Raw genomic sequence first — 13,872 nt, forward strand, 5'->3', positions numbered from 1 at the left:
GGAGTCAATCAAATTCTAACCCTTTTACAGTTAATAAACAGCCCTTTCGATGAAAACATTTTAAGCATTTCAGCTATTTGGTCATCTATTCACAAATTGTAGATATAAATGGCCTTTACAGGCCATTTAGGAGCAAAATTATTCACATTATTTTTTCTGGTCAGTCCAGAGAAGGCTACCAATAGCGGGTAATAACAACACTGCACCTAACATATTCACTAAAAACATGAAGGTTAACAGTATACCCATATCAACTTGGAATTTAAGATCTGAGAATATCCACGTACTCACACCAATCGCAAGTGTAATACCGGTAAATAGAACCGCACTGCCACGTTCAACAAGCGCATTTCGATAAGCAACACTTAATGGTACATTTTGCTTAAGCTGCCCCATCATCGACGACAGTATATAAATACCGTAATCGACCCCAATACCTACTCCTAGAGCAATAACTGGCAAAGTAGAAACGGTTAAGCCTATTTCTAATTGCACCATAAGTGCTTGTGCAAGTGTTGATACGATATAAAGCGGCAATACCACAGCAATCGTTGCTTTTACGCTTCTAAAGCTCATTAAACATAAAATGATAACGGCACCATAAACATAAAGCATCATTGGTATTTGCGCTTCTGCAACTGACTCATTAGTCGCTGCCATTACACCAACAGGTCCTGAAGCTAATTTAAATGCTAATTTATCAGTGCCCTCTTCTTGCGCAAATTGCTTAACACTCTTAATTACAGTATCTATAGTTTGTGCTTTATGATCATCTAAAAATATAATCACTGGCATAACTGAACAATCACCGTTAAGTAAACCTGTACTAGTTTCAACTCGAGACGTTGACTGCACTAAACTTGCTGAATTTCGTGGCAAGCTTTGCCATTTCAAATTGCCTTCGTTGTAGCCTGCGTTAACCGATTGAGCTACAGAGCTCAAACTTACAGCAGACTGCACACCTGCTACATTCTCTACTTTGTATTGAAAACGGCTTATACGCTCCATCACATCATGCTCAGTACATGCTGCAGGATACGCTTCTACAATTACCTTTAAGATATCAGACGAGATAGTGTACTTGTCTGATATTAAAAACGTGTCTTGATTATAACGAGCATCTTGATGCAGTGATGGCGCGCCTGCATGTAAGTCACCTATACGCATTTTATCTGCTTGCCAGTAACCTAAAGCAAATAGAACAAGGGTAAAACCAATAATCATTTTAGCTACTTTAGGATCAGTCGCTTTAACAAGTAAGTCGCGGATTTTATCAAGCATGTTTGGTTTTGCTGCATCACCAGATTGAATATGTACACTGTTTTCAAAGTTCATGTACGAAGCCCAAACTGGCAATAAGATTAAATTAGTAAATATAATTACTGCTACACCTAAACTCGCTGTAATGGCAAGTTCACGGATAATACCAATATCGATGGTAAGTAATGTTAAGAAGCCTACGGTGTCTGAAAGCAGTGCAATACCGCCTGGCACTAATAAAGCCCTAAAACTTGACTGACAACAAATACGTGTTGTTTTACCTTCACCTACTTTTTTACCAATCGCATTTATCATCTGCACACCATGGCTTACACCAATAGCAAATACTAAAAACGGTACCAAAATAGACATAGGATCAAGGCCAAAACCTAAACTTGAAAGCAGGCCTAATTGCCAAATAACAGCAATAATGGAACATGCGATAGGCAAAATAGTCAGCTTTAAACTGCCACAAAATAGCCAGACCATAATAAAGGTAAAAGCGATAGCAATGGCAAAAAATACAACCACCCCTTTTGCACCTTCCGCTATATCACCAGCCATTTTTGCAAAGCCAATAATATGAATACTTACTTTGTCCGTACTTAAAGGCTCTCTTAAATCACTTTCTAGCTTTTGTGCAAAAGCTAATGTGTCTAATTTTTGTTGTGTTTGAGGATCAGTTTCTAAAAGTTGAGCAGTTACCATTGCACACGAATAATCGCTGGCAATCATACGTCCTACAACTTTTGCTTTTTCAATGTTTTCCTTTACTACACCTAAACCACGCTTATCTGCTTTAAAGTTAGCAGGAATAATTGGGCCACCGGCAAAGCCATCCTCCACTACTTCAACAAAACGAGCACTGGGTGAAAATATTGAGTTAACTAATGGACGATTTACGCCAGGAATGAAATAAAGCTGATCGTGAACCGCTTTTAATTGAGTAAAGAACTCTGGATTAAATATATCACCACTGTCATCACACACTGAAATCAAAATACTGTTTGCACCACCAAACTGCTTTTCATGCTTGGTATACACTTTCATATAATCGTGGTTTAACGGAATATTTTTATTAAACGATGCATCTAATTGAATTTGAGTCGCTTTGAATACAAGTAAACAGCTTATAAGTGCAAAACTTATAAGCATAATTAAGCGATGTCTAAAAATCGCCTTTTCAATAAAATCGAGTAGTTTATGCATTAAGGGGTTAACTCCTTCACTTTAATGCCATCTTCTGTAGCCATAATCAGCCTGTTATCTAATATTACACCATCAAGAATCGCTTTACCGTCAGCAAGCTGCTCATGGGTGAGTAACCCATCTTGAAGATGAAAAATAACGCCACTGTTGGCAAGCATAAGCCATTGTTTGTTATTATAATTAATGATGTTGTTGATCGTCGCTGTTTTAACATTTTCGAAATGCTGCCACTGCTGTTCACCATTTTGCTTTGCAAAAACATTACCTCGAAGCCCTGCCACAATTTCTTGTGTGCTATCTGATGCAACTGCAAAGAATGAACCAGGATAAATTTCTTCTATCCTTTGCCAAGTTTGACCATCATCAATGCTTCTGGCCATCAAGCCCATCTCACCAACCAGCATTAAACCATTATCTGTTTTTTCGATTCGATTAAAGTGCGGTAAAATTGAAGCAGTTTCGGCTTCGTATCCTTCGGGGTCATTTTCTTTTAAATCGTTCAAGTAATCACGATCATCACTAAATAATAGCGAATCTAAAAAGCGTTTTTGCCAATGTTTACCACCATCGGTGGTTTGATAAAACATGCCATATGCGCCCACTGCAAAACCTTTTAAATCATCTTCAAATAGAATATCTAAACATGGTTTGTCTAATTTTGGTTGTACTTGTTGTAGTTGCCAATTAACACCACCGTCAGTAGTATTTATTATTGTTGCATCGTGGCCACACGCCCATCCATTATTTTCATTACTAAAATCAACGGCAGTTAATAGCACTTGAGTTGGGACTAGCTCAGCTTGTTGCCATTTATCACCCGAGATACTTTTAATAACAGTACCGTGTTTACCTACTGCAATTAGACCATTGCCTGTGTTGGTTATGTCGGTGAGTAAGGTTTTAGCTGCATTTGTTGCACTGATTGCATTGCTAGGGGCTTCTTGTGCAACACTCGCACCGCTTATTATCAGGCTGGCATATACCAAATACTTCATAAATTTTAATCGCCTTGTACGAGAGAGTTGTTTGTCTTTTTACTGGGGAAAGCGTTGCGCGCTGTAAGACAAACGCGATGAGAAAGGAAAAGGCACTTAACAAATTGTTAAATGCCTAGTTTAATACTATCTACCTGCGCGACGTAAAGCGCTTGAAGTAAATTCGTTATCGTTAAATGACTGTGAAAAATCGTACATTTTTTCTTGGTTATCTAAACCAATTGCTAAATAACGACGAGAATTCAAATCATGATAAACCTCAAGCGTACTCCACTGTGTAGGTACTTCGTAGTAGTTAAGGCCATAAGCCATTGCTACACGATAAAGTTGGTCGCGGTTATCATAAATATCAGTAACCTGTACTTGCCAGCTATCTTCATCGATGTAAAACACACGTTTTTTATAGATATGACGTGTATCATCTTTTAAGTTAGCTTCAACAACCCAAACACGGTGTTTTTCGTAACGTGTATGTTCTGGGTTAATATGGCCAGGCATTAAAATATCATCGTACTCTAGCTTATCACTATGAAGTTTATAGCTGTTGTAAGGTATATATAACTCTTGCTTGCCTTTTAGTGTCCAGTTGTAACGATTTGGCGAGCCATTAAACATATCAAAATCATCGGTAGTACGCAGGCTATCTGCAGCTGTGCCTGGTGCATCATATGCAACATTAGGTGCACGACGAACACGACGTTGCCCCGAGTTATAAGTCCATGCTTGGCGCGGCGTTAATATTTGATCCATTGTTTCATGAACTAATAATGCAGTACCCGCTAAACGAGCTGGTTCTGTAACGCTTTGTTTAAACTTAAACAAAATATTTGAGTCTTGTAGCTCTGCTGGTGTTGCACTAGGGTCTGAGTACTTAACTAATAACTGCTCATCAAAGCCAACATAGTTATAAGAACCAGATGCAGTTGGTGCAGCTTGACCACCAAAACGCTCAATAGACTGGCCACGGTAACGTAATAAATGATTCCAAATTGCCTCTAAACCCGTTTTAGGAATAGGGAAAGGAATACCAATCGCCGTATTTTTAATACCGTTACCGCCTTCAATTAATTCAGCAGTCGGTGCAAACTTTTTAGTCGCATCATACACAAACTGAGGGTAAGACGCAGAACGGTGAGTTTCATACACAGGCATTTTAAATGTGTCTGGGTATGCTTCAAATAAAGCAATTTGACCCGGACTTAAATTGGCTTTGTACTTTTCAATATTACTTTTATCAATAGTGAAAAGCACTTTATCAGCTGTAAATGGGTCAAGGTGATGCATACCAGCTTCATAACCTGCTGGTGCAGAAGTAATGCCATTATTCCATGCTGGAATAGAGCCATCAGCATTAGCTGCTTTTTCTGCGCCCATTGGCGTTAAGTTTTGACCTAATTGAGCAACTTCATCAGCGTTTAATTTAGCTAAAGCTGCGCTGCTTGCAAACAAGCTACAAAAAGCTGTAGCGATGAGGGTAGGTTTTTTAATCATAATAATGTTACCCCTAAATAGAATATTTTAAGTTAAAAGAAACGTAATCGCGATCTGAGAAAGTATTAATATCGCCGCCGCCCCAAAACGAGTTATAGCTCACATCAAGTGACCACGCATTTTGGTAGTTAAAGTTCATGGTTGCACCCAAAGATTTACGGTCTTCGATAAATAAGAACATAGGGTCTGGTGTATTACCATTTACGTCATGAGAAAATACAAAACGTGGAGAGAAGTTAATACCTTTGTAAAGGTTAAAATAATCACCTTTAGCAATTAAGCGGTAACCCCAAGAAGATGCTGTGGCGAATGATTTTTCTTCAGCGCCATTTGATAAACCAAGTTGCAATGTTGAATAATCAGTAGTACCTGGGCCTGTAATTGTGCCACTACGGCCAGTACCGGATACATTTAAACGCATTTCGTCATATTCTGGCATGTTATGAATTTTTACTGCACCCACTTCACCAACTACAGCCCAACTATCAGCACCTAATGAAGGTCCAAATAAGTGAGTAGCCGTGAATTGAATTTGTGATGTATCACGTTCAATATAGCCTTGAGCAACTTCACCCGCACCAACAGAACTAATATCATCGCCAAAACTCATTTGCGAAATACCTGCAAAATCAGGACGAAGACCTGCAAGAGCTAACTGCTCAGGCATAGCTGTATAAAGTAACTCTACGTCATCAATTTGCAGTGGTTCATCTTGACGAAACGCAAACTCACCCGCAAAGGCTGTTTCACCAATAGTTGTGTTAAAACTTAAACCATATAGTTTAATATCTTCTGGGTAGTCGTTTTCAGCTTTAGAAAAAGCGGTTAAATCAGCAACATTATCTGACGTAATTTCTGTTGTCATGATCATCGCTAAATCTTGAGCAATTGCTGCCTGCGAAAAGTTTGATACACGACCAGATATAAGCGGACGACGACTGTGGTAGTTCACGTGGTATAACGCAATTTCAGTATCATTAAATTCAGGTAAAAATATACCTAAACGTAAACCGTACTGGCCGCCATCTTCAGGTTCTGTTTTACCATTATCCCCTTTGCCTTTTAAAGCAACCTTAGTTGGGTAAGCAAGATACATTTGGGCTAATAAAGCGCTTCCTTCAGCACTTGAAGGATCAATACCTTGAGCAGCTGCTGCTAATGCAAAATCAGATGTTAGGTTATTTAAACTATCCGTTAAAAAAGCAACATCAATATCAGGATTAGACGTAAAGCCTAATTGAACATTCTGCTGATAACCATTTTCTGCTGCAAAGTCATTAGTAGAAAAGTATGTACCTGCTGCTGGTAAACGTGTTTCTTGCCATTGATATTGGTAGAAACCTTCAAGCGTAATATTCTCAGTAATTCCGAGCGATGCCCAAAGCATACCGATTGGTATAAATGCTTCTTTTAGCTCAGCGCCAGGTGCTTTTAATCGATCTATATCAACTGGGTTTACGTTAATACCATGAGATATAAGCGTACTTTCACCCCAGTTAACTACTTGCTGGCCTAAACGGACAGATAAAGGGTTATTACCATCATTTAAATCAAAATCGGCCCATACAAACGCGTCTAATAAACGTATGTCGGCACAACTTTGTGCTTTGGTGTCTTTATCGTCACATGGATCAACACCCTGCCCTGATGTAGGATTTGAATATGCATGATTGCCATCCATCAACGCAAAGTCATAAAAATACATGAAGCGAGTGAACAAACCGTAGTTATCTTTATTTATTGAAAGGTCGTGTGTGCCCTTCAATAGTTTTGAGAAGGAGTCACCACTATCAAAATTTAAATTACCCGCATCACCATTGTTTGAGTAAGAGCCCGGTTGTGCCCATACATCTTGTGATGAGTAAATAGTATTACTTAGCGCTGGGTTGTATCCTGTCCAATCAAATGCTGGGTTATTACTTTTGCCAATTAGGTTAAAGTCTCTGTCTTCTGCACGAACACTTTGCCCATATGAAAAGGTTGAATCGAAGGTAATATCAAAACCTCCAGCTTCAAATGTTACAGCTTGAGTACTTGCTGCAGATAAACCTAAACTAGCGGCTGCTAAACCTATAGCGATTCTATTTTTAACAAAAAGCGATCTTCTTATCATTTTGGTTCCCCCCTGTCGCGGGTCATTTTGTGTGATCAAGTTATTGTTTTTAGTGTAATCATAACGATAGAAGCGAATCAGTAAAATTACAAATACTCGCTCTAATCTGTCATATACTTCTTATTCTGGTTAACGCTTACGTATTGGTAAGACGTCGTACCAGATAATTTATACACGTAATTTAACAATAGGACAAATTGAAATTAACAAAAATACAATATTTTTATGTATATATAACATAAAAACCGAGTGTCAGGCCACTCGCTCTAGGCGGATGAACTTGTTTTCGGGGGTTAATAAGAGTCTAAAACGGCCACGTACACCCAAGCTCGAAATGAAGGGCCTCAAATGCGTAGCAGCAAAACGAATTGTTTTACCGCCATCCTCTACAACTTGTAAAGAGCTAAAACGGCCATGGTAGTAATCCATGCACTCGTTATAGCTCAATCTTAAGGTAAAATAATACTCAATCATTTATGCGAGCGCTTTTTCAACCTTTTCATACAAGTCAGCACTTAGGCCATCTAAATTGGCTAAGCGCTGTAATTGCAGTTTCATTGCTTGTGAGCGTACATCATCGTAACGCTTCCACGACATAAACGGTGTTAGCATACGCGATGCATTTTGTGGATTAATTGCATTAAGTTTTATTAATAAATCACCTAATAACGCATAGCCTTGAGCATCTGCTCGATGAAATTGTGCTGTATTAAAGTGGCTAAAACTTCCTACAAGTGCACGTACACGGTTAGGATTTGAAAAATCAAAACACGGGTGTTCGTAAAGTGCCTTAATATCATCTATAGCAGTACTGCCTGATTGCATAGCTTGCAGTGCAAACCACTTATCCATGACTAAAACATCATGACGCCACTGACTATCAAAATGACTCAAAAGCTCATCTCTAACAGGGTGTGAAGCTTTTACCACAGCGCTAAGGGCACCAAGTACATTAGTCATATTAGTCGAGCTTGCAGCTTCTTTAATAAAGGTTACAGCTTCTGGACTTTGTGTTTTAGCAAGGTAGTGCAGACATATTTGCTTTAAAGCACGATTCGCAACAGCGCTTGCACTTATACTGCCATCATCTTCAAGAGATTCGTAACAACTAAGAAGCTCATCAGCAAGTTCATCAGCAATTTGTTGCTCAAACTTTTCTGTTATTTCAATAATGTCATCTACAGGTATTACATCAAATTCAGCAGCTAACGTGTCAAAACTCGGCAATTTAAACAGCTCTGCAATTAAAGCTAAATCGCCCTCTTTGGTGTTTATAAGTACACGTAGCGCATTTATAATTTCGCTGCTTAATACGCTATTCGTTGCATCGGTGATTTGAGATTTAATCGCCTTAATGAATAGCTGCTGTTGTGCATCCCAACGTGAAAAATCACTGCGCGCAAAACGCATAATATGCAATAGTTCGGGCTCTGTTGTTTGCTGGTTTAAAATACAAGGTGCAGAAAAGTCTTCTAGCAAAACCGCAACAGGCTTTTCTAAAATATTATCAAAGCTAAATATTTGAGTCGCATTAGTTACATCGAGTACATGATCTAGCTTTTTACCTTTATATTGCAGAGCAATACTTTGTCCATTGGCATCAAGTAGTTCAATAGCAAAAGGTATATGAAGCTTTTTATTCTCTGGCTGATTAGCTGGCGCTGTTTGCTCGATTGTCAAAGTGTATGTATTTGAGCTGCTATCAAATTCTTGAATTGCATTTAAACGCGGTGTACCTGATTGGCTGTACCATTGTTTAAATTGCTCTAAATCAACACCTGATGCATCGCTCATCGCACTTACAAAGTCATCACATGTAACTGCTTGCCCATCGTGGCGCTCAAAGTAAAGCGTCATCCCTTTTTGAAAATTAGTTTCACCCAGTAATGTGTGCATCATACGGATAACTTCAGCACCTTTATCGTATACAGTTACTGTATAAAAGTTATTCATTTCAATAACTTTCTCAGGGCGAATTGGGTGAGCCATAGGGCCTGCATCTTCGCTAAACTGATGCGTACGCATAACTTTGACCGCATCAATTCGGTTAAGTGCACGAGAGCCTAAATCACTACTGAACTCTTGGTCTCTAAATACAGTTAACCCTTCTTTTAGCGATAACTGAAACCAATCTCTACAAGTAACTCGGTTACCTGTCCAGTTATGAAAGTACTCATGCCCTACAATGGATTCAATCGTATGGTAGTCTTTATCTGTGGCTGTTTCTTGATTAGCTAATACGCATTTACTGTTAAAAACGTTTAGCCCTTTATTTTCCATCGCGCCCATGTTGAAAAAATCGACGGCTACAATCATATAAATATCAAGGTCATACTCTAAATTAAAGCGTTCTTCATCCCACTGCATTGCCTTTTTGAGTGAGGCAATAGCATGGGGTGTTTTAGATAAATTACCTTTATCAACAAACAATGCTAATTCTACATCTTTGCCGCTTTTAGTCGTGTACGTATCTTTTAAAACATCAAAATCGCCAGCTACAAGTGCAAATAAATAGCTCGGCTTTTTAAATGGGTCTTGCCATTTAACAAAATGACGACCATCTTGTGTTTCACCACTGTCTACTTGATTACCATTAGAAAGAAGTTGTAGATACTTTTTATCGGCAATAATAGTTACATCAAACGTGGCAAGTACATCAGGGCGATCCATGTAATAGGTGATCTTTCTAAAACCCTGCGCTTCACACTGTGTACAATACGCACCGCCAGATAAATACAAACCCTCTAAAGAAGTATTCGTCTCAGGCGATATCTCGGTCACAATACTTAATTGACAACTATCCGGTAGGTTATTAATTATTAGCTGCTCGCCAATAATTTCATAATCAGTTATATCAACCGTATCAATAGATAAAGACAGTAAGCGTAAATCAATACCATCAAGCACTAAAGGTGCTTTTTTATCACCAACACGCGTAAGCGTTAGCAAAGAGCTTACTTTGGTTGATAATGGCTGTAAGTCAAAGGTTAGCTCTGTGTGGTCAATTAAAAAATCAGGAGCTTTATAGTCTTTAAGATATTGTGCTTGAGGTTTACTTGATTCAGTCATAGATACTCCAAAACAGCTCCTTTTAAGTTAAAAGGAGCTGTTTAAAATTAGGCGGATTGTTTTGGCTTAATACGTAAAATTTTAATGCCCAAGTAGGCATAAACCACCGCTAAAACAGGGTTAATTAAGTTAAAGAAAGCGTAGAGTGCATAATCAAAAGGATTTATTAGTAAAACGCTTTGCATATATGCGCCACACGTGTTCCATGGAATTAGTGGGCTGGTAATTGTACCGCCATCTTCCAATGTACGAGATAAGTTAACAGGCTTCAAACCACGTTTTTCATATTCATCTTTAAACATACGACCAGGTACAACAATTGCAATATATTGATCGGCCGCTATCACGTTAGTACCAATACACGTTGCTATTGTTGCCGCAATTAACGATCCCGTACTTTTAGCTATTTTAAGTATGCTTTTAACAAAAATATCCAAAAGGCCTGTTTTTTCCATAATGGCACCAAACATCAGTGCAGTCATAATAAGCCATGTGGTTGTAAGCATTCCAGACATACCGCCACCACTGAGTAGGGAGTCCATTTTGTCATCGCCTGTACTTATGCTAAAACCATCAAAAAACGTCGTCCAAACAAGCTTAAAATAGCCAACTAACTGCCCTTGAGAAACATCAATTTGACTAGCAATTAAATCAGATTGAAACAACATGGCCCAAACAGCGCCCACAACAGCACCGATAGAGATAGCAGGAAAGGCTGGCATTTTTTTAATCGCTAAAACTAAAAGTACAATTAGCGGGATTAGCATTTCAAAACCAATATTAAAGTTTTGCTGTAAAATAGCCGTTATTTCATCAATGCGCCCCGCTTCGCTTGAAGCAGTTGCGTTAAAGCCCATGAATATAAATATAATCAGCGCAATTACAAAACTTGGTACTGTCGTCCACAGCATATGTTGAATATGCTCAAATAAATCAGCGCCTACAACTGCTGGCGCTAAATTGGTTGTTTCAGACAGCGGGCTTAACTTATCACCAAAGTACGCGCCAGATATAACAGCGCCTGCTGTAACTGTTTGTTCAAGTCCAAGACCCGTTGCAACGCCTAATAAAGCAACACCTATCGTAGCGGCAGTAGTCCAAGAACTACCTATACTCATAGCTACAATGCCACAAATTAAACAACTCGCTGCATAAAACCAACTTGGGTTTATAACTTGCAAGCCATAATAAATTAAAGTTGGTACAGTTCCAGAAAGTAGCCAAGTGCCAATTAACGCACCTACCATAAGTAAAATTAGGATAGCGCCAAGTGAAAGCGTTATACCTTCGATCATAGCTTGTTCTAATTTTTTCCATGTATAACCGTTTTTAAGCCCAATTAAAGCCGCTGCAAAAGTAGCAAATAAAAGTGCAATTTGGTTAGGGCCTGATGAAGAGTTATCACCAAATAAGTAAACGGCAGCACCAAGTAAACAAATTAATACAGAGATAGGAATTAATGCATCAAAAAACGAGGCGGGCTTGATTGGTTTGTCATCCAATAGCTTCAAAGTAGAGACTCCTAGACACACTTACTGTGTGTTTAATTATTATTTTTAGCACGTAAAGCGCATTAATTGAGCATGATTGTTCTAGCTCAACTTTATGTAATCAAATATTATAACAATTTAGTAAATTTTAGGTAGTAAAAAAGGCGCTAATGCGCCTTTTTTATAGAGGTAAAACCAGTTGTTACTTCTTAGCTATACGACCATAATTAATATAATCTTGAGTAATTAATGCAGCTTCTTCCAAAAATGGGTCAAGCTCTTCAATTACTTCAGGTAAATCGTCTAAGTTTTCTACCGGATCTTTACCTAAACGCTTAAGACGCTCGTTAGTACGTACAAGTGCACGTGCTTCACCTTCATCTTTTTCTTTAATACGGTCTGCTTCAACTAAAGAGATAGTTTTACGGTCTTTCTCTTCGTTGTATAAGGTAATGTCATTAAATACATAACCAAATTCTGGTTCTGATTTAATTCGTACTTCGTGTTGTTTCTCAAGATACGTAATAATAGGTGTTAAATTACCTAATTTTTTGTATTTCGCTTTAACAATGCTGTCCCAAGGAAGTGCATTATCTTGCTTACTTTCGCCCCACTCTGCAGGATCAATTGCTGATGGAAACGAAATATCAGGGATCACACCTTTATGTTGCGTACTACCACCGTTAATACGATAAAACTTAGCAATCGTATACTGTACGCTACCCAGCGCATTATCGTATAAATCGTAAGCGCGGCCTAAGCCTTTGTGCTGCTGTACAGTACCTTTACCAAAAGTCTGCTCGCCAATAATAACCGCACGGCCGTAATCTTGCATAGCTGCTGCAAATATTTCAGAAGCAGAGGCACTGTAACGGTCAACTAAAACAGTTAAAGGACCATCGTAATAAGTTATACCATCGCGATCTTTTTGCTCTTCAATACGGTTATTTAAGGTATGAATTTGAACAACTGGACCTTGGTCAAAAAACAAACCAGACAGTTGTGTTGCTTCATATAAAGAACCACCACCATTTTGGCGTAAGTCGATAATAATACCATCAACTTTTTCTTCTTTAAGCTTAGCCAGCTCAACTTTTACATCTTTCGAAAGATTATTGTAAAAGCCTGGAATTTCAATCACGCCAACTTTACTTGTTAAATCAGAGTATTTTGCTTCAAATACTTCTGATTTAGCCGCTCTATCTTCAAGTCGAATTTTATCACGCGTGATTTCAACAACTTTAGGTGCGCCGTGAGCGTCAACACCTTTTAAATACTGTAGACGTACTTTAGTCCCTTTAGGACCTTTAATTAAATCAACTACGTCATCTAAACGCCAGCCAATTACGTCTACAAATTCTTCGCCATCTTGGGCAACACCAATAATGCGGTCATCAGCTTTAATTTGATCTGTTTTATCTGCAGGGCCTCCCGGCACTAAGCTGCGAATAACAGTGTAGTCTTCATCTGGGCTTAGTACGGCACCAATGCCCTCAAGCTCTAAGTCCATATCCATTTTGAATTGCTCTGCACGACGTGGCGATAAATAAGACGTATGCGCCTCAATACTACGTGCTAGCGAATTCATAACAATTTGAAAAGCATCTTCTGAATTAGATTGTACTAAACGTTTTTCTGCATTTTTATAGCGTTTGGTCAGCACTTCTTTAATGCCTTCCCAATCTTTACCCGTCATTTTTAAACGCAGTGCGTCGTACTTTACACGCTCACGCCAAATTTCATCAAGCTCAGCTTGTGACAAAGGCCATGCTGAATCTTCACGGTCAAAAAAGTATTCATCTTCTTTATCAAACGTCATTTCTTTTTCAAGTAAAGTAAGTGAATACTCGTAACGTTCAAAACGGCGTTTAAGACTTAAGTTAAAAATATCAAACGTAAAGTCTAATTTACCGGTAGTAATAGCGTTATCAAAGTCATCACGATATTGCTCAAAAGAAGCAATATCGCTGGCTAAGAAAACGCTTTTATTAAAATCAAGGGATTCGATATAACGATCGTACACTTTACTAGAAAGCTCATCGTTAAATCGAACCGGTGTATAGTGTGAACGAGCAAATAAGCTAGCCACTCGTTTGCTAGCAGTACCATGTTGACTCTCTTGCTTAAGCTGGGGTAAATCGTCAATTGTAACGGCTTCTACAGCAGCAAATAATGAACCTGAAAACAGGGCAGCAACTAACGGAATGAGCGTAAACTTTTTACTCATACACAACTCCTTAATTTA

General features: G+C 38.5%; 8 protein-coding genes. All 8 read right to left on the reverse strand.

Going from position 1 to position 13,872, the window contains the following annotated elements; translation table 11 throughout:
• Window positions 1-147: 147 nt before the first annotated feature.
• The gene (locus I6F45_RS00850; protein WP_197140577.1) at window positions 148-2,469 is read right to left on the reverse strand and encodes an efflux RND transporter permease subunit; all 2,322 of its coding nucleotides are present in this window, start codon (window positions 2,467-2,469) and stop codon (window positions 148-150) included.
• The gene (locus I6F45_RS00855; protein ID WP_197140575.1) at window positions 2,469-3,464 is read right to left on the reverse strand and encodes a WD40/YVTN/BNR-like repeat-containing protein; all 996 of its coding nucleotides are present in this window, start codon (window positions 3,462-3,464) and stop codon (window positions 2,469-2,471) included. Before I6F45_RS00855 ends, I6F45_RS00850 begins: the two co-directional genes overlap by 1 nt.
• A gap of 126 nt (window positions 3,465-3,590) precedes the next feature.
• On the reverse strand, window positions 3,591-4,955 hold the full coding sequence (locus tag I6F45_RS00860; RefSeq protein WP_165727871.1) for a DUF1329 domain-containing protein: 1,365 nt from the start codon (window positions 4,953-4,955) through the stop codon (window positions 3,591-3,593).
• A 13-nt stretch (window positions 4,956-4,968) separates the two neighbouring features.
• Window positions 4,969-7,068 carry a DUF1302 domain-containing protein gene (locus I6F45_RS00865; RefSeq protein WP_197159441.1) on the reverse strand — a complete coding sequence of 700 codons (2,100 nt, stop codon included), beginning with the start codon at window positions 7,066-7,068 and terminating at the stop codon, window positions 4,969-4,971.
• 252 nt (window positions 7,069-7,320) lie between these two features.
• A complete protein-coding gene (locus tag I6F45_RS00870) occupies window positions 7,321-7,542 on the reverse strand; it encodes a DUF2835 family protein (RefSeq protein ID WP_010552655.1) in 222 nt (73 codons plus the stop codon).
• Window positions 7,543-10,137, reverse strand: a complete 2,595-nt coding sequence (pepN, locus tag I6F45_RS00875) for an aminopeptidase N (protein WP_197159442.1) — start codon at window positions 10,135-10,137, stop codon at window positions 7,543-7,545. It lies immediately after the preceding gene.
• A gap of 47 nt (window positions 10,138-10,184) precedes the next feature.
• Window positions 10,185-11,648 carry a Na+/H+ antiporter NhaC gene (gene nhaC / locus I6F45_RS00880; RefSeq protein WP_007586912.1) on the reverse strand — a complete coding sequence of 488 codons (1,464 nt, stop codon included), beginning with the start codon at window positions 11,646-11,648 and terminating at the stop codon, window positions 10,185-10,187.
• A 181-nt stretch (window positions 11,649-11,829) separates the two neighbouring features.
• Window positions 11,830-13,854 (reverse strand): carboxy terminal-processing peptidase, encoded by a 2,025-nt coding sequence (gene prc / locus I6F45_RS00885; protein ID WP_197140571.1) that lies wholly within the window; start codon window positions 13,852-13,854, stop codon window positions 11,830-11,832.
• Window positions 13,855-13,872: the final 18 nt, after the last annotated feature.

Source organism: Pseudoalteromonas sp. SWYJZ19, from assembly GCF_015864375.1.
In the GTDB taxonomy this organism is placed as follows: Bacteria; Pseudomonadota; Gammaproteobacteria; order Enterobacterales; family Alteromonadaceae; genus Pseudoalteromonas; species Pseudoalteromonas arctica.